We start from the raw sequence: 18,643 nt of genomic DNA, 5'->3' as shown, positions 1-18,643 counted from the left end.
TGGAGCCTGGTGAAGATGGGCACGACGGCGGCGCAGAAGAAGCTGTTCTTCAACCTGCGTAAGGCCAAGAGCCAGATCAGCGCGTTCCAGGAAGGCGACCTGCATCCCGATCAGGTCAGCGTCATCGCGACCAAGCTCGGCGTCCTCGATTCCGAAGTGATCTCGATGAACCGCCGGCTGTCTGGGCCCGACGCCTCGCTGAACGCGCCCCTGCGCATGGACGGCGAAAGCGAATGGCAGGATTGGCTCGAGGATGAAACCTCGGTCAGCCAGGAGACCTATGTCGCCGAGAACCAGGAACGTACCCAGCGCATGGGTCTGTTGGGCGATGCGATGACGGAGCTCACCGACCGCGAGCGTCATATCCTCACCGAACGCCGGCTGAAGGATAACCCGACGACGCTTGAGGAACTGGCCGCACAATACGGCGTCAGCCGCGAACGCGTGCGTCAGATCGAGGTCCGCGCCTTCGAGAAGCTGCAGAAATCCATGCAGGCCGCGGCCGTCGAAAAGAACCTCGTCAACGCCTGATAGGCGCGTGAAGAGACGCTAGGACTTCCGAAGCGGTCTAGCCCCAGGCTAGGCCGCTTCTTCTTTTGAGGGTTCGTCCTTGGGCAGGAAGGTCAGCAGCGGCGCGGCTCGCTCCGCGACTTCCGCCGCAACCAGCACGCCGCTTTGCGCCGCCTTCGCCAGGAACAGCTGGAACTCCACGGTCGCCCTGGCGAGCGCCGCGTTCTTCGTCACCACCGAAGCCCGTTGCAGTTCGACCATCTGGGCCAGCATCGCGCGCATGGCCTGGGCCGGGTCGGTGGCGACGGCGGGAACCGCAGCTCGAACGATCTTCAACGCCTGGATGATCCGCGTGGCTTCTGGCGTCGCCTCGGTGTCCGAGCGCCGCTTTAGCGCACCTTTATAGTCCCCTGAATTGAACCGCCGCCGATCAGGCCCGATGTACTCCACCGCTTCGACCCAATCGCGGGGCCGAAGCGTCACCGCTTCCAGACGCCGCAACAGGTCCTTGGTGGTGTAGGGCTTGCGAAGAAACTCATGCACGCCGGCGTCGCGGGCGCCGACGATCGCCGCCGCCGTGGCGGTCGCCGTGATCATGATCACTGGCGCCTGCCGACAGACCATCTCGGACTTGCGGAGCAGTTTGGTGAACTCGATCCCGTCCACGTCCGCGCTCGCGAACTCGACAAAGATCAGTTGCGGATTGATTGCACGGGCCGCCTCCAATCCCTTGCGGGTGGTGGGGGCGGTCCAGAGCTGCAGCGGCGTGATGCTGCGCATCAGGTCGCCTAGCATCCGCGCGCTGGCGGGGGCCGGGTCGACGATCAGCACCTTCCGCATCAGCGGCGACATGCGCTGAATCTGTTTCAGGTCTTCGGTCAACACGAGAGCGGGGCTCCGAAAGATTCGGAGCCCACACTGCACCCAACGTCCTTAAGAACGCCTTGACGACTAGTCCTGGAAGGGGTCGCGCACCATGATGGTGTCGTCACGCTGCGGGCTGGTCGAAACCATCGCCGCGGGCGCTCCGATCAGTTCCTCGACCCGGCGGACGTACTTCACGGCGTTGGCCGGAAGATCCTTCCAGGAGGTGGCGCCGGCTGTGCTCTCGCTCCAGCCTTCCATCTCCTCGTAGACCGGCTCGATCGCCGACTGGTCCTTCAGACCAGCGGGCAGATAGTCGAGGATCTCGCCGCGCAGCTTGTAGCCGACGCAGATCTTCAGGGTGGGCAGGCCGTCGAGGATATCGAGCTTGGTGAGCGCGATGCCGTCGATGCCGTTCAGAGCGACGGACTGGCGCACCAGAACCGCGTCGAACCAGCCGCAGCGGCGCGCGCGCCCGGTGACCACGCCGAACTCCTTGCCGACCGTGCCCAGGTGCTGGCCGATCTCATCGAACAGCTCGGTCGGGAACGGACCCTCGCCGACGCGGGTGGTGTAGGCCTTGACGATACCCAGCACGAAGCCCGGCCCCTTGGGACCCAGGCCCGAACCGGCGGCCGCCTGGCCGGCCACTGTGTTGGACGACGTCACATAGGGATAGGTGCCGTGGTCCACGTCCAGCAGCGCGCCCTGAGCACCTTCGAACAGCACGCGCTTGCCCGACTTCACGACGCTGTCCAGCAGGCGCCAGGCCGGCTGGGAGAACGGCAGGATCTTCGGCGCGATCTCTTCCAAGGCGGCGAGCAGCTCGGCGCCGTCGTATTCCGGCAGGCCAAGACCCGCGCGCAGCGGCGTGTGGTGGGCCAACAGACGGTCGATCTTGGCTTCCAGCGCATCGCGGTCGGCCAGGTCGCCGACCCGGATCGCCCGGCGGCCGACCTTGTCTTCATAGGCCGGACCAATGCCGCGGCCGGTGGTGCCGATCTTGTTCACGGCGGCGGCTTCGCGCGCCTGGTCCAGGTCGCGGTGCAGCGGCAAGATCAGGCAGGCGTTGTCGGCCAGCACCAGCAGTTCCGGGGTGATCTTCACACCCTGGCCGCCCAGCTTGGCGATCTCTTCCAACAGGTGCCAAGGATCGACGACGACGCCGTTGCCGATCACCGACAGCTTGCCCTGCACCACGCCCGAGGGCAGCAGCGAGAGCTTATAGACCTGGTCCCCGACCACCAGGGTATGGCCGGCGTTATGGCCACCCTGGAAACGCACGACGACATCGGCCCGGTTCGAAAGCCAGTCGACAAGCTTGCCCTTGCCTTCGTCGCCCCATTGGGCGCCGATCACGGTCACATTTGCCATTAGATACGATTTCCCGGCCTGCCGAGCGGGTCCAACCACGCCCTTCGACAGGCTCTCGGCGGGTGGACTGGATCGATTTTAGGAAGCAGATGCGCGCCCGACGGGCAGCGGCTATCCGTTCGCTTGGGGTAAACCAGTGGCGGGCTCAGCAGTCAACCCCGCGCCGGTGCAAGCGCCGTTCTCGGTGGCCCAAGGTCGCGCCCTCCGGCGCGCCCGGCTATGGTGCCTGCGACATGACCGTGACCCTTTCCGACATCGAAGCCGCCGCAAGCCGCCTGGCCGGCCATGCCGTCGAAACGCCGCTGATCGAGAGCGCGGCCTTGAACGAACGGCTGGGCCGGCGCGTCCTGATCAAGCCGGAGACCCTGCAGCGGGTCGGCGCCTTCAAGTTCCGCGGCGCCTACAACCGGCTAGCCCAGCTCTCGCCGCAGCAGGCCAAGCAAGGCGTCGTCGCGTACTCGTCCGGCAATCACGCCCAGGGCGTGGCGCTGGCGGCGAGACTGCTGGGCATGCCTGCCTTGATCCTGATGCCGTCCGACGCGCCCACCGTGAAAATCGAGGCGACGCGCGGTTATGGCGCGCAGGTTCAACTCTATGATCGGCTGGCCGAGAGCCGCGAGGCGCTGGCCGCCACGGTCGCGGCCGAGCGCGGCGCGGTGATCGTCCCGTCCTTCGACGACCCCGACATCATCGCGGGCCAAGGCACAGTCGGACTGGAGTTGGTCCGGCAGGCGGCCGCGCGCGACGCGATCCTCGACGTCGTGGTCGCGCCGATCGGCGGCGGCGGTCTGATGGCCGGACTGTCAACCGCCGTGAAGGCGCTGTCGCCGTCCACCGCCATCGTCGGCGTGGAGCCGCAGGGTTTCGACGACACTCTGCGCTCGCTGCAAAAGGGCGAGCGGATCAACATCAGGCCCACCACCCGCTCGCTATGCGACGCCCTGGAAAGCCCCGCGCCGGGCGAACTGACCTTCCCGATCCTGCAGCAAACGGTCGCCGACGTCGCGGTCGTCACTGACGCCGAGGTCGCGCAAGCCATGCGCTACGCCTTCGCGGTCCTGAAGCTGGTGGTCGAGCCCGGCGGAGCCGTCGGCCTCGCCGCCCTGCTGGCCGGAAAGGTCAAGACCGGGGGCGAGGGCGCAACCGGCCTGGTGCTGTCCGGCGGCAACGTCGATCCCGAGCTCTTCGCCCAGGTCCTGCGCCGAGAGATCTAGAGCCGATCTTCCGGCGCCGGAACCGGCGCGGCGTCGCGAGGCGTCACCAACTTGGCGAGCTTGGGCTTCAGCCAGTTCTCGAAGTCATCGACGAACTCGTAAACCACCGGCACCAGCACCAGAGACAGCAGGGTCGAGGTGATCAGGCCGCCGATCACGGCCACCGCCATCGGCTGACGGAACTCGGCCCCCTTCTCCAGCGCGAAGGCGGTCGGCAGCATGCCCGCGGCCATGGCCAGGGTGGTCATGACAATCGGGCGCGCCCGTTCGCGGCAAGCCTCGATCAGCGCCTCGCGCTGCTCCATGCCGTCGCGCTCCCGCTCAATGGCGTACTCCACCAGCAGGATCGAGTTCTTGGCCGCCAGACCCAGCAACATCAGGAAGCCGATCAGCGAAGGGATGGACAGCGACAGGTCGAAGATCAACAGGCCCAGGAACGCTCCGCCCACCGCCAGCGGCAAGGCGGACAGGATGACGATAGGCTTGAAGAACGACCGGAACAGCAGGACCAGGACGCCGTAGATCATCGCCACGCCGGAGAAGACCGCCAACCCGAAGGAGGCGAACAGCTCCTGCATGGCCTCCAACTGGCCGGTCTCGGCCGGGGTCACGCCGGCCGGCAGGTTCTGCATGATCGGCAGCTTGTCGACGGCCTGGTTGGCGGTGCCCATCTCGACCCCGTTCAACTCGGCCTGGACCGTCTGCTGGCGCATGCGGTTCAGGCGCTCGATCCGTGCGGGACCGGCCTGGAACTCGACATCGGCCACCGCCTCCAGCGTCGTCACCGCGCCCGACGAGGTCGGGATGCGCAGCGACTTGATCCGCTGGATGTCGGCGCGGGCGTCGGCGGGCAGGCGGATGCGGATCGGCAGGCGCCGCTCGCCGTCCGTCAACTTGGCGACATTGGCGTCGATATCGCCGACCGTCGCCACCCGGGCGACCTGGGCGATGGTGTCGGCCGAGACGCCAAGGCGCGCGGCCTCGGCCTCACGGGGCCGGATCACCACCTCAGGCCCGACCGGGGGGGTCGAGGGCCGTGGATCGGCGATGACGTTCAGGGTGCGCATCTGCTTTTCAAGCTCGAGCGCGGTGGCCTGAAGCTTGGCCGGATCGTTACTCTGCAGGATCTTTTGAAGACCCGCCTCGCCCTGGGACCCCAGGAAGCTGACGCGGGCGTCCGGGATGGCGAGCAGTTCAGCGCGCATCTCCTTGCGCAGGTCCGCCCCGCTGATGTTGCGGTCCCCAGACAGCAGGACCGTCATGGTGCCAGACCTCAGATCGCTGCCGCCGCTGCCGCCGCCGCCAGGACCGCCGACGGAGACCGTCGAGCCGATCTGGGCGAAGACGCCGGTGACTTCGGGGCGATTCTTGAACAGGACCGTCAGTCGCTGAACCACATCTTCCATGTCGGTCGCCGTCGCGCCGGGCGGACCCTGAACGTTGACATAGAGGTAGTCAGGGTCGCCCTCGGGCTGGAAGCCCTGCGGCAACAAAGGCACCAGGAACAGGGAGCCGACGAAGATCACGCCGCCGATGACCGAGGCGATGATCCGGTGATCGAGCGCCCATTCCAGCGTGTTTCGATAAAAGCCTTCAAACGGCTTGCGCGGCTTGGGGTGGGTGACCGGCTTGAGCAGATAGGCGGCCATCAACGGGGTCAGCAGCCGCGCAACCACCAGCGAGAACAGCACCGCGATCGACACCGTGATGCCGAACTCCCGGAAGAACTGCCCGGCCATGCCGGCCATGAACGAAACCGGCGTGAACACCACGACGATGGCGAAGGTGGTCGCCACCACCGCCAGGCCGATGGCGTCCGCGCCCTCCATCGCCGCCTGATAGGGCCTCATGCCGCCAGCGACGCGTTTCTCGATATTCTCGATCTCCACGATGGCGTCGTCGACCAGGATGCCGATGACCAGGGTCAGGGCCAGCAGGGTCACGACGTTCAGCGAGAAGCCGAACAGGTTCATGAAGAAGAAGGTGGGGATCAGCGAGACGGGCATGGCGAAGGCGGTGATCGCCGTCGAGCGCCAGTCGCGCAGGAACAGGAACACCACCAGGGCCGCCAGGATCATGCCTTCCAGCAGCACGTGCTGGGTCGCGCGGAAGCTGGCTCGCGTCTCGTCGACGCTGGAGAAGATCTTGGTGAAGGTGACGCCCTTGTACTGGCCTTCGGCCTTCTCCAGGGCGGCGATGATGTTGTCCTCGACCGCGACGTCGCTGGAGTCGCGGGTCTTCATGACCATGAAGCCGACCACCGGCTGGCCGTTCAGGCGCGCGAAGCCGCGCACCTCTGACGAGCCGTCCCCGACCTCGGCGATATCGGTCAGCCGCACATGGCCGCCATTGCCGGTGGAGATGGTGAAGTCGCGCAGCGCCTTCAGCGTATTGACCGAGCCGAGAACCCGCAGGGTTTGCTCGCGTCCGCCGACCTCGATCCGCCCGCCGGGGGCGTCGAGATTGGCCGCGCGCAGGGCGTTGTTGACCTGGGCCGCCGTCAGCCCGCGGGCGTTCAGCTTGTCCGGGTCGATGATGACGTTGATTTCGCGGGTCACCCCGCCGACGCGCGCGACCTGGGCCACGCCCTTTTCGCCCTGGAGCAGACGCCCTAGAGTGTCGTCCACGAACCACGACAGCTCGACGTCCGACATCTCCGGCGCCGTCACCGCATAGGTCAGGATCGGCTGGCTATCGAGTTCAACCCGGGTGACCGTCGGCTCGTCGATTTCGCGTGGCAGCACCGCGCGCGCCTGATCGACCCGCGAGCGGACCTCGTCGGTCTTCTTCTGCAGATCCTCGCCCAGCTCAAACTCGATACTGGTGCTCGAGACGCCCTGGGTGACCGTCGAATAGATGTTCTTGACGTTCGGGATGCCAGCCATGGCGTCCTCGATCGGCCTCGTGATCTGGGTCTCCATTTCCCCCGGCGCGGCGCCGTTCTGCGTGACCGTCACCGACACCATCGGGAACTGCACGTTGGGGAACATTTTCACGTAGAGGCCGGAATAGGCCACCATCCCGGCCAGCAGCAGGGCTACGAAAAGCACCGCGACCGGGACTGGATTCTTGATGGCCCAGGCTGAAATCTTCAGCCCGTCGCCACCACCGCTGGCGTGACCGTCACTCATTGCTTCTTACCAGGCGCTGGAGCGGCCGCCGGCTTGGCGGGCGCGGCGGCGGGGGGCGCGGTCGCATCCATCGGCTTGACGACATCGCCGTCGAGCAGGAAGGCCGCGGCGTTCTGGATCACGCGGGTCCCGGCCGGCGGCCCCCTGACCAGGGTCACCAGGCCTTCGCCGCGCGCGCCGGTCTGGACGATCACGCGCTTGACCCGGTTGCCAGAGTCCACGGTCATCACGCTGGCGCCGTCGGCGTCGTAACGGATGGCCGTCTCGGGCACCGTCAGGCCCTGGCCCGCCGCGTCGTTGAAGATCGCCCGGCCAAAGCCGCCAGCGCGGATATCGTCGCGAACCGGCAGGCTGATACGCACCGAGCCGAGCTTGGTCTGGGTGTTCACTTCGGGGGAGACGATCCGGACCTGCCCCTCCGCAACCCCGCCCGAGGGCAGGGTGACGGTGGCGCGCTGACCAACCCGGACCCGGGCCATGTCGTCCTCTGGAAGTTCGGCGTCGAGTTCGATCTTTCCATCGCGCGCGATGCGGAACCACGGCGTGGCGCCGCCGGCGGCCAGATCGCCTGGCCGCACGGTGCGCTCCAGCACCAGGCCGGAGACCGGCGCGGTCACGGCGAGCTTGCCGGCCCGTGTCTGGGCGTCGCGATAGGCTGCGGCCTGGGCGTTGGCGGTGGCGCGGGAGGCCTTGGCCTGGAAGCGGCGCTGCTGCAGCGCCTCGTCCGACAAGACGCCCTGGCCATCGAGGCCGGCGACCCGCGCGGCTTCGGCTTCCGCCTGATCGGCCTGGATCGCGGCCTGGGCGGCGAGCGCCCTCTGCTGTTCGACCTGGGCGGCGATCAAGGCGCCGTCGAGCTGGGCCAGCGTCTGGCCGGCCTGGACATAGGCGCCCTCATCGACCAGCACGCGCGACACTCGGTAGCCGGTGACTTCAGGCGCGACAGCGGCTTCCTCACGCGGGATCAGCGAGCCCGACGCGGTCAGCGAACCGGTGATGGCGCGGTTCTCCACCCGCACGACCCGGACCGTGCGAGCCTCGGCCGCGGGGTCTTTCTTCGGCGGTTCCTTGGCGCCGCAGGCCGATAGGGCCAGGGCCGACACGAGGCCGACCGCGAGCGTCAGATAGGTCTTGGATCTCGACACGTCAGCGAGCCTCTTGGTTGGTCGGGGCCGACTGGAGCGGCCAACCGCCTCCCAGGGCCTTGTAGGTTTGAACCGCACGGCGCAGCGCCTGCACCTGAGCGGCGGTTTCCTGGGTGCGCACGGAGCGCCACGCCTGTTCGTTATTGAGCGTCGTCTGCAGGTCGGTGACACCGGCCACATAGCCCTTGCGGGAAGCTTCATAGGCCCGTTCGGCCCGGTCCTCGCCAGCGTCCAAAAGCTGCACGCGGCGGCGGTCGGCGGCCAACAGCACCAGTGAGTTCTCGGCTTCGCCGAAAGCGGTCTGAACCGCCTTCTCATAGGCGATCGCCGCCTGCTCGGTCCGCGCGTCCTGAGCGTCGAGTTCGGAAAGCAGACGAGGGATATCGAGCACCGGGATCGTCACATTCGCGCCGATGGTCCAGCTCTGGACCACGTTGGACAAGGTGGGCTGCCTTGTGTCCTGCAAGCCGATGCCAGGGGTCAGCTTGAACGTCGGGAAAAAGGCGAGCTTGGCGTAGTCCAGGCGTCCCAGCGCCGAGACCAGCATGGCTTCGGCCTGGCGCACGTCCGGCCGGCGCGCGAGCAACTCGCCCGGAATGGCGACAGGGGCCTCTGGGATCGCTCCGACCTGGGCGTCCACCGGCAGGTTCGCAGTAGGTTCGATCCCTCGGCCGACCAAGATCAGCAGCGTGCGACGTTGCGCCTGGAGGTCAGCTTCCAGGCCCGCCACTTGGCTCTCGGCCGTCGAAAGGTCGCCCGCGACTCGATCGGCGTCAGAGGTGGCGGCGATTCCGCGATCGACCCGCACCTGAACAATGCGCAGCAGTTCGCTCTGAATGCGGAAGGTCGCCCTGGCGTCCTCGAGCTGGATCGCCAAACCCCGCGCCTGGAAGTAGCTATCGGCGACGTTGGCCGCGAGGCTCGCGCGGGTCGCTTCATAGTCGAGCCGCGCGGCGGCCATCTCGGCATTGGCCGCGCGCCGCGCCGCAAACACCCGGCCGAACAGGTCGATTTCCCAGGTCACGTCGAAATTGACGCCGTAGCTTTCGCTTTCGCCGACCGTGGAGAAATCCGGAAGGCTGATACGCGTGCCGTCGATCACCCGGCTGTCGGTTTTAGATGCGGTTCCGCGAATGTTGCCCTGCGGGAGGAAATTGGTCAGGGCGCCCTGGCGCGTGGCGCGGGCTTCCCTCAGCCTGGCCGCCGCCGTGCGGGCGTCGGGGCTGGCCGCCAAGGCCTGCTCGATCAACGCGGTCAGCTGCGGATCGTTGAACCCGGTCCACCAGGTATCGAGCGCCACGGCGCCGGCCGGGGGCGCGACGGGCGCCTCGAAGGCGGCGGGCAAGCGCGTATCGACGCTCCGCGTGGAAGCGCAGGCCGTTAGGGCAAGGCAGGCCAGAGCGACCAGCGGAGTGGTCGCGGAAGAGGCTGAACGCATCATTCTTTTCGTCATTGCGGTCCGCGAACGCTCACTGAGCCTGATGGCTTTCGCGCGGCGCCGCCCCAGACCTCGATACCGGCGTTTCGTACTTAGTCGGGTGCGGGTGCGCCGTCGATTGCAGAGCCGAGACAATTGGCATTGGCCCCCGGCACTGTGGCGTGTTGGTCGCAGCCCCCTGGCGTTACCTAAACCATCGAATTACGGTCCCGCGCAAACTCATCCCACATCTGGAATGTTCATGAAGCAGTTTCTCCTCGCCAGCGCCGCGGTTTGGGGCGTTTTCGCCACCCCGACCCTGGCCGCTGATATCGCCCCAGCCAAGATCGCCGAACACGTTAAAGTTTTGTCATCCGACGCTTACGAAGGCCGCGCACCGGCCACCGAGGGTGAGAAGAAGACCGTCGCCTACATCATTGAGCAGTACAAGGCCGCGGGCCTGCAACCAGGTGGCGACCTGAAGGACGGCCAGCGCGCCTGGACTCAGGACGTGCCGCTCGCCCGCTTCGAAACGCAGGGCCCCGTGGCGGTCAGCGTCAATCTCGGCGGCAAGGCCCAGACCTGGACCCAAGGCGAGGAGGTCGCCCTTCGCGCGGCCCAGACCGGAGCCGACCGCGTCACGATCAAGGACGCCCCGATCGTCTTTGTCGGCTACGGCGTCACCGCCCCGGAACGCAACTGGGACGACTTCAAGGGCCAAGACCTGAAGGGGAAGATCGCCCTGGTGCTGGTCAACGACCCCGACTTCGAAATCGGGAAAGGCGACTTCGGCGGCAAGGCCATGACCTACTACGGCCGCTGGACCTACAAGTTCGAAGAAGCCGCCCGTCGCGGCGCCGCCGGCTTCCTGGTGGTCCACGAAACCGCGCCAGCCTCGTATGGCTGGGCGACGGTCAAGAACTCGAACACCAACACCTTATTCGACATCATCCGCGACAAGCCGAGCGAAGCTCACGCCCCGCTGGAGGGCTGGATCCAGCGCGACAAGGCCGCCGAATTGCTCAAGGCGTCCGGCCTCGACTTCGAGGCGCTGAAGAAACAGGCCCAGACCCGCGACTTCAAGCCGGTCGAACTGAAGGGCGTGACCTTCTCCACCGACTACGCCGTCGATGTGCAGAGGATCATTTCCAAGAACGTGGTGGGCCTGGTTCCCGGCGCCAAGCGTCCCGAGGAGATGGTGATCTACTCCGGGCACTGGGACCATCTCGGCGTCGGCCTGCCGGACGCCAAGGGCGACACGATCTACAACGGCGCGGTCGACAACGCCGACGGCATCGCCACCATGATCGAGATCGGCCGCGCCTTCGCCCATGGCCCGCAGCCGGACCGCTCGGTCCTGTTCCTCGCGGTGACCGCCGAGGAAAAGGGCCTGCTCGGCTCGGAATACTATTCGGCCAACCCGCTCTATCCGTTGGCCAAGACCGTCGCCAACATCAACATGGACGCGCTCTCGCCGGCCGGCCCGGCCAAGAACTTCACCTCGTCGGGCGACGCCGCCTCGACCTTGCAGGACGAGTTGGTCGCGGTCGGCAAGGCTCAGGGCCGCTACTACTCCCCCGATCCACGCCCGGAGGCGGGCATCTTCTTCCGCTCCGATCACTTCCCGTTCGCCAAGCGCGGCGTACCGGCGATTTCGTTCGGCTCGGGCGACGACCTGGTCAATGGCGGGACCGCCGCCGGCCAAGCGTTCAGCAAGCTGTACACCGCCGAGCGCTACCACCAACCGGCGGACGAGTACGATCCGTCGTGGAACCTTGAAGGGATGGCGCAGGACGGCCAACTGATGTTGGATCTCGGCCGCAAGCTGGCCAATTCGACCGACTGGCCGGAATGGAAAGCGGGCTCGGAATTCAAGCTGACCCGGGACGCCACCGCGTCTCAGCGGAAATAGCAAACGAGGGCGACATGGCGCAGGCGGGTTTGATCCGTACCGGGATCGGGGGCTGGACCTTCGAACCCTGGCGGGGCGTGTTCTATCCGGAAGGACTGAAACAGGCCGATGAACTCGCCTACGCCAGCCGCCACCTGACGACGCTGGAGATCAACTCCACCTACTATTCCAGCCAAAAGCCCGAGACCTTCGCCAAGTGGGCGGCCGCCACCCCGGACGGCTTCGTCTTCTCGGTGAAGGCCTCGCGTTTCTGCACCAACCGCCGGATCTTGGCTGAAGCGGGCGAGTCGGTTGGCAAGTTCCTCAATCAGGGCGTCGTCGAGCTGGGCGACCGGCTAGGGCCGATCAACTGGCAGTTCATGGCCACCAAGAAGTTCGATCCGGACGACTTCGCCGCGTTCCTCGAATTGTTGCCGAAGAAGCTGGACGGCCTGGCCCTGCGCCATGTGGTGGAGGTGCGCCATCCCAGCTTCGCCGACCCGGCCTTCGTGAAGCTATGCCGCGATCATGACGTGGCCATCTGCGTGGCCGAGCATGAGACCCACCCGTTGATCGCCGACATTACTTCAAGCTTCGTCTATCTGCGGCTGATGAAGGGTGTCGACGAGATCGAGACCGCCTATCCGCCGGAAGAGCTCGACGCCTGGGCGGGGCGCCTCACCGACTATGCCAGGGGCCAGGTGCCCGGCGACTTCAAACCGCTCGATCGCACAGGCCCCGCCGAAGGGCCGCGCGAGGTGTTCGCCTATGTGATCCACGAGGGAAAGATCCGCGCGCCGGCCGCGGCCCAGGCGCTGAACGCGCGCGTGAACAGGTAACCACAACGCAAAAACGCCCCCGGCCGAGGCCGAGGGCGTGAAATGCAAGAATACGAATTCTTGGTCGGGACGCTTACGCGCCGCCGGGGAAGCGCATCGGCACCTTCACGGTGCCGGTCTTCGAACCCATTGGCAGAGCGTCGGCCACGCACAGGGCGGCCTTGTCGAAGCCCTTGCCGGCCTTGCTGTCTTCCAGAACCTTGCAGCCCGAGAGCTTACCGGCGTTGGCGCTGCATTCCAGCATGACAACAGCCGCTTCGCGGGTGTTGGCGTGCTTGGTCAGGCACTTGGACATGCTTTCCTGGAAGTCGGCGGCGGACGACGCACCAGCAAACGCCAGGCAGAGAGCAACACCGGCTCCGAGTTTAATGAGATTCTTCATTTCCCCACTCCTTATGTAGATAACGGACGCAACGCCGTTATGGGGGATTCAGGTTAAAAGAATCTGATGCTGGCGAAATAGATGTGGTTAAAGACAAGTAAACAACTGAATCACAAATTCCGTGTCTTTGTATATACACGCACGCGCAAGTCAGAAAAACCCTGACGCCAGTGACGTTTGGTTAGCAACATCACGGCATCTTCCCCGAAAGGCTAATGGCTTCGGGGGAAAATTAGTGAAGCGCTTTCGGCTTGTAGACGTGCCGCTGATCGTCAAGATCGGCTTCGCACCTGCTTTCGCACTGGTCATGCTCGCCCTGACGGCGGGCGGCGCCGTTGTTATCCAACGCGGCCAGGCCAGCGACCTTCGCCAGGTCGTCCACACCGATCTACCCAACAGCCTGCGCCTGCAGAAGGTTTCGGAGCGGATCACCGGCGTTCACGGTGAACTCTACTTCCTCCTGACCCACCAGGCCGCCGCCATTGAGGTCGACAAGATCGAAGGCCGAAGCCAAGCCCTCCTGACCGAAGTCGAGGCCATCACCACGGAAGTCAAGGCGATCGCCGCCAAGGCTCCGCCGTCGCAGAAGAAGTCCTTCGACGAGTTGACTAAGGCTCTGCAGCAGACCCGCGACGCGCTCGACGTCATCGCGGCCATGATCACCACCGACTTTGGCACGGCCGCCGGCTTCGCTGCTCCCTTCGAGGAGGAGTATACGAAGATGAGCGGCACCCTGGCCAAGATCGTCGCCGCCAACAGCACCCTGACCGACGCCAACGCCAAGGCCAGCGAAGACCGCTCGCAGGCCGCGCAGATGGTCACCATGGTCGCCGCGCTCGCGACCCTGCTGATCGCCGGGGCCCTGGCCTGGGCGCTCACCGCCATCCTGCGGGGCGACGTCAAGAAGATCGCCGGCGCCACCGAGGCCCTCGCCCACGGCGACAACGCCATCAACCTGGACGTCCTGGCTCGTAAGGACGAGCTCGGCGCGATCGTCTCCTCACTGACCATCTTCCGCGACAACCAGCTCCACCTTGAAAAGCTGCGCGTCGAACACGAGCAGACCGAGGCCGCCGCCGAGATCACCCGCCGCCAGAACGCCGAAGCCGCCGAGGCCATCGCCGAAGAGCAGGCCATGGTGGTCAATTCTCTAGCCCAGGGCCTCGACAGCCTCGCCGCCGGCGATCTGACCTATCGCCTCGACCGCGAGTTCCCAGGCGACTACCGCAAGCTGCGCGACGACTTCAACGCCGCCTCCGCCAAGCTTGAGGAAGCCATGCGCGCCATCGCCGGCGCCACCGCTTCCATCCAGTCCGGCGCCGGTGAGATCAGCCATTCGGCCGACGATCTGTCACGCCGTACCGAGCACCAGGCCGCGACCCTCGAAGAAACCGCCGCGGCGCTCGACGAGATTACCGCGACCGTCAACAAGACCTCTGAAGGCGCCTCGCACGGCCGTGAAGCCGTCGCCGCCGCCAAGACCGACGCCGAAGAAGGCGGCTTGGTCGTCGGCCGCGCCATCGAGGCCATGGGCCAGATCGAAAGCTCGGCCAAGCAGATCAGCCAGATCATCGGCGTGATCGACGAGATCGCCTTCCAGACCAACCTGCTGGCCTTGAACGCCGGCGTCGAGGCCGCCCGCGCTGGGGAAGCTGGCCGTGGTTTCGCGGTCGTCGCCTCCGAAGTCCGCGCCTTGGCTCAACGCTCGGCCGAAGCCGCCAAGGAGATCAAGACCCTGATCTCGGCCTCCAGCCAGCAAGTCGCCTCCGGCGTGAGCCTGGTCGGCGAGACCGGCAAGGCCCTGGAACGCATCGTCCGTCAGGTCGGCGAGATCTCCAACGTCGTCGGCGAAATCGCCGCCTCGGCGAAGGAAGAGGCGCTCGGCCTCGGCCAGGTGAACACCGCCGTCAACCAGATGGACCAGGTCACCCAGCAGAACGCCGCCATGGTCGAGGAATCGACGGCCGCCAGCCGCGTCCTCGCCGACGAGGCCGAGGAACTGGCTCGCCTGGTCGCCCGCTTCAAGGTGGCCGGCGGCGGGGTGCAGACCGCGACCCGCAGGTCCGCGCCTCCCCAGCAACGCCAGCAACAACGCCCGCCGCAACGTCCAGCTACACGTGGCGCCACGGCCCTAGCCTATGCTCCCCAGGCCGACGATGAGACCTGGGAAGAATTCTAAGAACAAGACGTCCAGGAACAAACGAAGGGGTCGCCGCGAGGCGGCCCCTTTTTCGTTGGCGGCCCGATGGTCTTCCGCCGCGAAAGGGCGCCTGAGCACTACCTGGCGGGTAATCGATCCGGACGCTGGGAGAGGCCATGTTCGTGGAACTGAGGCCCCTGACCACGAGGTTCCTATGTCCACCTACGCCATCGCCAAGCTCCGCAACGTCGTGATGGGTGAAGCCATCGCCGAGTACCTGCATCGGATCGACGCCACCCTGGGGCCCTTCGGCGGCAAGTTCCGGGTCCATGGCGGCCAGGCCGAGGTGCTGGAAGGCGACTGGACCGGCGACCTGATCATCATCGAGTTCGCTGATCGCAGGGCGGCGCGCGACTGGTACGCATCGCCCGACTATCAGGCGATCTTGCCGCTGCGGACCCGGCACTCCGAAGGCGACGTGATCTTCATCGACGGCGTTCCGGAGGACCACCGCGCCCACGAGGTGCTGCCGGCTTGACCTACGCGGCGTAAGGGGCCGCGACATCCTCTAAACATATGCGGAGGACGCGCGATGGCCGAGTTGACCCAGGACGACCTGATGTTCCGTCCCGGCCTGATGAAGGGCGAGCGGATCCTGATCACCGGCGGCGGCACGGGCCTTGGCAAGGTGATGGCCGAGGCCTGCCTGATCCTGGGCGCCGAGGTCTATATCTGCGGCCGTCGCGGCGGGGTCGTGGAGGCCACCGCCAAGGAACTGATGGCCGCCCATCCCCAGGCTGGCGGCAAGGTGGTCGGCCTGGCTTGCGACATTCGCGTGCCGGAGGCGATCTCGGACATGCTGGATACGATCTGGAGCGACGGCGGCGCCCTGACCGGCCTGGTCAATAACGCGGCGGGCAACTTCATCAGCCGCACCCAGGACCTGAGCCCGCGGGGTTTCGACGCCATCGCCAACATCGTCTTCCGCGGTTCGTTCTTCGTCACCCTCGACTGCGGAAAACGCTGGATCGCCGAGGGCAAGCGGGCGTCGGTGGTGTCGATCCTGACCACCTGGGTCTGGAACGGCGGCCCCTTCACCGTGCCTTCAGCCATGTCGAAGGCGGGGCTGGCCACCATGAGCCAGTCGCTGGCGGTCGAGTGGGGCGACTACGGTATTCGCTTCAACAACATCGCGCCTGGCCCGTTCCCCACCGAGGGTATGAGCGCCCGGCTCAACCCTAGCCAGGCCGAGGACACCGGCGGCGCCTATTCCGACATGGCCGGCAATCCGATGGGCCGGGTCGGCGATATGCGTGAGCTGGCCAATCTCGCCGTCTATCTGCTGCATCCGCTGTCGGCCTATGTGAACGGCCAGACCATCGCCATCGACGGCGCTGCCTGGCAGGCCACGGGCGGCAACTTCTCACGGTTGCGCAGTTGGGGCGACGCCGAGTGGACAGCGGCGCGGGAGGCGATTTCGGCCACCAACGCCAAGGACCGCGCCGCGCGCACGGTATGACCTAGCCGGCAGGTGGCGCGCGCCAACGCCCAGCCTTTGCTTCAAGCCCCGGCTGGCCCTACAATGACGGGCGTCACGTTTCTTGAGTCATAGCTAAATGTCCGAAGTCGCCTACCTGCCAGCCGGCAAACGCGAACTGACCAAGGTCGCCAACCGGCAGGCCATACTCGACGCCGCGCGCGAGGTGTTTGGAGAACTTGGCTACGAGACCGCCACGGTGCGCGACATCATCCGCCGCACCGGCTTGGCGGCCGGCACCTTCTATAATTACTACCGGTCCAAGGACGAGGTGTACCTCGCCCTCTCGGCCGAAGGCGCTCGGCAGTTCGCGCCGCTGCTCAAGGCCCAACGCGCGCAGTCGGCCGATTGGAGCGAGTTCGTCCGCGCCGCCATCGGCGCCTACTTCCTGTTTCTAACCGACGCCCACAAGACCTGGCTGGCGCGCCGCCCGCCCGAGGAGGTCGTTCCGCACGTTCATGGCGAAACACCGGAAATGGCCGCGGTGTTCAACGAAGTGCGTGAAGCCATCGTCGAGGAAATCGCCAAGGGCCGGGCGCCGGCGGCCGATCCCGACTATGTGGCCGCGGCCTGCATCGCCATCGCCCGCGACGTCGGCGAGAGAATGCTGACCCGGCGCCCCATCGACACTGAGGGCGCGACTGAATTCGCGGTGGCGATGATCCAGGGGGGCCTGCAGGGCCTTCCGCAGTCCAAGGCCTGAAGGCGTGCGGGACGGATCGGTTCAGCGGCTCCTCGCCCGCACCGTCCTGTCATTCCCCGCACCGGCCACGCGGGGCTGGAGGGCGTGCTGAGCGCCTTCCGGCACGTTCGCGCACACGCGGCCCGCATTGGGGCTCGCGCCGGTCACGCGGCGATTGGCGGCGTTTCCATGGACTGCGGCCTCGGCGCGCCGATCATCTATCGTTGCCGTGAGAGTCCGGCCCACGGGTTCACCATCGTGGTTCCGGGCGCCTATGTGGCTTACGGCGAAATTGCGGGCCTGGTCCGCGAAGGCCTGGAGGGACGGATTGCGCGCGCTGTTGGTTGAGGAACTGGCCCCCGAGTACGGCGGCTGCGTCCTGAAGGAGATTGAGACCCCCGCCCCCGGTCCGGGCGAGGTGCAGATCAAGGTGCGCGCGGCGGCGGTGAATTTCCCCGATCTGCTGCAGACCCGCGGCGAGTATCAGCACAAGCCGTCCTTGCCGTTCATTCCCGGCATGGAGGTCTCCGGCGAGGTCTCGGCCCTGGGCGAGGGCGTAAGCGAGTTCCAGATCGGCGACGCCGTGGTCGGCGGGGCCAAGATCGGCGGCCTTTCCGAATATGCGGTCACCCCGGCCACGGTCCTGCGCAAGAAACCTGACAGCCTGTCGTTCAGCCAGGCGGCGGGGTATTCGACCGCCTACCTCACCGCCTATGTCTCGCTGGTGCGCCGCGCCCAGGTCGAGGCCGGCGAGTGGGTGCTCGTTCATGGGGCGGCCGGCGGCGTTGGTCTGGCCGCCGTCGACATGGCCAAGCACCTTGGCTGCAAGGTGATCGCCGCCTCGGCCTCCGACGAGAAGCTGGCCATCCTCCAGGCCGAATACCAGCCGGACGCCGTGGTCAACGTCACCGGCGGCTTCCGTGAGAAGGTCAAGGAGATCACCGGTGGCCGCGGCGCCGACGTGATCTACGACCCAGTCGGCGGCGACGTCTTCGACGAGAGCCTGCGCTGCATCGCCTTCAACGGCCGCATCCTCTCAATCGGCTTCACATCCGGCCGCCAGCCGGTGCTGCCGGTCAATATCGCCTTGATCAAGGGCTTCTCTGTCATGGGCGTGCGGGCCGGTGAATACGGCCGCCAGTTCCCCGAGAAAGGCCGCGAGAACACCGCCGCAATCTGGGCCATGGCCGACCAGATGAAGCCCCGCGTCGACCACGAATATCCGCTCAGCGAATGGCGTGCCGCCTTCGATTCGCTGGCGACCCGCAAGGTGGTCGGCAAGACCATCGTGCGGCCCGATCTGTAGGAACAGCGTTCAAGATGACCATTGAAAAAGAAGAAGAACTCGAAGGCCTGAAGGCCGCCGGCCGGCTGGTGGCCCGGACGCTGGAGGCGATGGGCAAGGCGCTGGAGCCCGGCATCACCACCCGCGAGCTTGATCAGTTGGGCCGCCAGATGCTGGAGCTGGAGGGCGCCCGCTCGGCCCCGGAACTAACCTACAAATTCCCCGGGGCGAC

Annotated in this window: 16 protein-coding genes and 1 pseudogene; 11 read left to right on the top strand and 6 right to left on the bottom strand. The window is 66.5% G+C overall.

Annotation, left to right across the window (positions count from 1 at the left end; all coding sequences use genetic code 11):
• Positions 1–531: sigma-70 family RNA polymerase sigma factor (locus Q7T84_RS09110; protein WP_304807964.1), on the top strand; the 531-nt coding region annotated here is incomplete at its 5' end.
• 48 nt (positions 532–579) lie between these two features.
• On the opposite strand, the gene Q7T84_RS09105 is transcribed toward Q7T84_RS09110, so the two are convergent.
• Entirely contained in the window at positions 580–1,395 is an 816-nt protein-coding gene (locus Q7T84_RS09105; RefSeq protein ID WP_304807962.1) for a PleD family two-component system response regulator, read from the bottom strand.
• 66 nt (positions 1,396–1,461) lie between these two features.
• Positions 1,462–2,748, bottom strand: coding sequence for an adenylosuccinate synthase (locus Q7T84_RS09100; protein WP_304807960.1), 1,287 nt, complete (start codon positions 2,746–2,748; stop codon positions 1,462–1,464).
• Between the two features lie 233 nt (positions 2,749–2,981).
• Here Q7T84_RS09100 and Q7T84_RS09095 point away from each other — a divergent pair, with 233 nt between their 5' ends.
• A complete protein-coding gene (locus Q7T84_RS09095) occupies positions 2,982–3,962 on the top strand; it encodes a threonine/serine dehydratase (protein WP_304807958.1) in 981 nt (326 codons plus the stop codon).
• Here Q7T84_RS09095 and Q7T84_RS09090 read toward each other — a convergent pair.
• Genes Q7T84_RS09090 through Q7T84_RS09080 form a run of 3 tightly spaced genes read right to left on the bottom strand, consistent with a single transcriptional unit; the run spans position 3,959 to position 9,583 of the window.
• Positions 3,959–7,093: an efflux RND transporter permease subunit gene (locus Q7T84_RS09090; protein WP_304807956.1), complete on the bottom strand. Its 3,135-nt coding sequence runs from the start codon at positions 7,091–7,093 to the stop codon at positions 3,959–3,961. The genes Q7T84_RS09095 and Q7T84_RS09090 overlap by 4 nt on opposite strands.
• A complete protein-coding gene (locus Q7T84_RS09085) occupies positions 7,090–8,238 on the bottom strand; it encodes an efflux RND transporter periplasmic adaptor subunit (protein WP_304807954.1) in 1,149 nt (382 codons plus the stop codon). Before Q7T84_RS09085 ends, Q7T84_RS09090 begins: the two co-directional genes overlap by 4 nt.
• Before the next feature lies 1 nt (position 8,239).
• Entirely contained in the window at positions 8,240–9,583 is a 1,344-nt protein-coding gene (locus tag Q7T84_RS09080) for an efflux transporter outer membrane subunit (protein ID WP_370653640.1), read from the bottom strand.
• Between the two features lie 334 nt (positions 9,584–9,917).
• Here Q7T84_RS09080 and Q7T84_RS09075 point away from each other — a divergent pair, with 334 nt between their 5' ends.
• Positions 9,918–11,567: a M28 family metallopeptidase gene (locus tag Q7T84_RS09075; RefSeq protein ID WP_304807952.1), complete on the top strand. Its 1,650-nt coding sequence runs from the start codon at positions 9,918–9,920 to the stop codon at positions 11,565–11,567.
• 14 nt (positions 11,568–11,581) lie between these two features.
• The gene (locus Q7T84_RS09070) at positions 11,582–12,385 is read left to right on the top strand and encodes a DUF72 domain-containing protein (RefSeq protein WP_304807950.1); all 804 of its coding nucleotides are present in this window, start codon (positions 11,582–11,584) and stop codon (positions 12,383–12,385) included.
• A gap of 73 nt (positions 12,386–12,458) precedes the next feature.
• Here the strand turns inward: Q7T84_RS09070 and Q7T84_RS09065 are convergent, their stop codons facing one another.
• Positions 12,459–12,767 carry a hypothetical protein gene (locus Q7T84_RS09065; protein ID WP_304807948.1) on the bottom strand — a complete coding sequence of 103 codons (309 nt, stop codon included), beginning with the start codon at positions 12,765–12,767 and terminating at the stop codon, positions 12,459–12,461.
• A gap of 235 nt (positions 12,768–13,002) precedes the next feature.
• On the opposite strand from Q7T84_RS09065, the gene Q7T84_RS09060 reads away from it, so the two are divergent.
• From Q7T84_RS09060 to Q7T84_RS09030, 7 genes and pseudogenes are all read left to right on the top strand, one after another.
• Positions 13,003–14,946 (top strand): methyl-accepting chemotaxis protein, encoded by a 1,944-nt coding sequence (locus tag Q7T84_RS09060; protein WP_304807946.1) that lies wholly within the window; start codon positions 13,003–13,005, stop codon positions 14,944–14,946.
• Positions 14,947–15,121: 175 nt separating this feature from the next.
• Positions 15,122–15,445 carry a DUF1330 domain-containing protein gene (locus tag Q7T84_RS09055; protein WP_304807945.1) on the top strand — a complete coding sequence of 108 codons (324 nt, stop codon included), beginning with the start codon at positions 15,122–15,124 and terminating at the stop codon, positions 15,443–15,445.
• Positions 15,446–15,499: 54 nt separating this feature from the next.
• Positions 15,500–16,426, top strand: coding sequence for an SDR family oxidoreductase (locus tag Q7T84_RS09050; RefSeq protein ID WP_304807943.1), 927 nt, complete (start codon positions 15,500–15,502; stop codon positions 16,424–16,426).
• Between the two features lie 97 nt (positions 16,427–16,523).
• Complete coding sequence (locus Q7T84_RS09045) at positions 16,524–17,147, top strand: TetR/AcrR family transcriptional regulator (protein WP_304807941.1); 624 nt, start codon at positions 16,524–16,526, stop codon at positions 17,145–17,147.
• A gap of 168 nt (positions 17,148–17,315) precedes the next feature.
• Complete coding sequence (locus Q7T84_RS09040; protein WP_304807939.1) at positions 17,316–17,474, top strand: hypothetical protein; 159 nt, start codon at positions 17,316–17,318, stop codon at positions 17,472–17,474.
• Entirely contained in the window at positions 17,455–18,432 is a 978-nt protein-coding gene (locus Q7T84_RS09035; RefSeq protein WP_304807937.1) for an NADPH:quinone oxidoreductase family protein, read from the top strand. The genes Q7T84_RS09040 and Q7T84_RS09035 overlap by 20 nt, the downstream gene beginning before the upstream one ends.
• Before the next feature lie 14 nt (positions 18,433–18,446).
• Positions 18,447–18,643 (top strand): annotated as a pseudogene (locus Q7T84_RS09030) (type I methionyl aminopeptidase); the annotation flags it as partial.

The organism is Phenylobacterium sp., assembly GCF_030654915.1.
In the GTDB taxonomy this organism is placed as follows: domain Bacteria; phylum Pseudomonadota; class Alphaproteobacteria; order Caulobacterales; family Caulobacteraceae; genus Phenylobacterium.
The sequence above is the reverse complement of the archived record's forward strand: the minus strand, read 5'-3'. Positions and strand labels throughout refer to the sequence as shown.

Bases quoted from the DNA above. Each gene is read 5' to 3' on its own strand.
- Q7T84_RS09100 (WP_304807960.1), bottom strand. From the start codon at position 2,748: ATGGCAAATGTGACCGTGATCGGCGCCCAATGGGGCGACGAAGGCAAG.
- Q7T84_RS09095 (WP_304807958.1), top strand. From the start codon at position 2,982: ATGACCGTGACCCTTTCCGACATCGAAGCCGCCGCAAGCCGCCTGGCC.
- Q7T84_RS09090 (WP_304807956.1), bottom strand. From the start codon at position 7,093: ATGAGTGACGGTCACGCCAGCGGTGGTGGCGACGGGCTGAAGATTTCA.
- Q7T84_RS09075 (WP_304807952.1), top strand. From the start codon at position 9,918: ATGAAGCAGTTTCTCCTCGCCAGCGCCGCGGTTTGGGGCGTTTTCGCC.
- Q7T84_RS09070 (WP_304807950.1), top strand. From the start codon at position 11,582: ATGGCGCAGGCGGGTTTGATCCGTACCGGGATCGGGGGCTGGACCTTC.
- Q7T84_RS09065 (WP_304807948.1), bottom strand. From the start codon at position 12,767: ATGAAGAATCTCATTAAACTCGGAGCCGGTGTTGCTCTCTGCCTGGCG.
- Q7T84_RS09055 (WP_304807945.1), top strand. From the start codon at position 15,122: ATGTCCACCTACGCCATCGCCAAGCTCCGCAACGTCGTGATGGGTGAA.
- Q7T84_RS09050 (WP_304807943.1), top strand. From the start codon at position 15,500: ATGGCCGAGTTGACCCAGGACGACCTGATGTTCCGTCCCGGCCTGATG.
- Q7T84_RS09045 (WP_304807941.1), top strand. From the start codon at position 16,524: ATGTCCGAAGTCGCCTACCTGCCAGCCGGCAAACGCGAACTGACCAAG.
- Q7T84_RS09040 (WP_304807939.1), top strand. From the start codon at position 17,316: ATGGACTGCGGCCTCGGCGCGCCGATCATCTATCGTTGCCGTGAGAGT.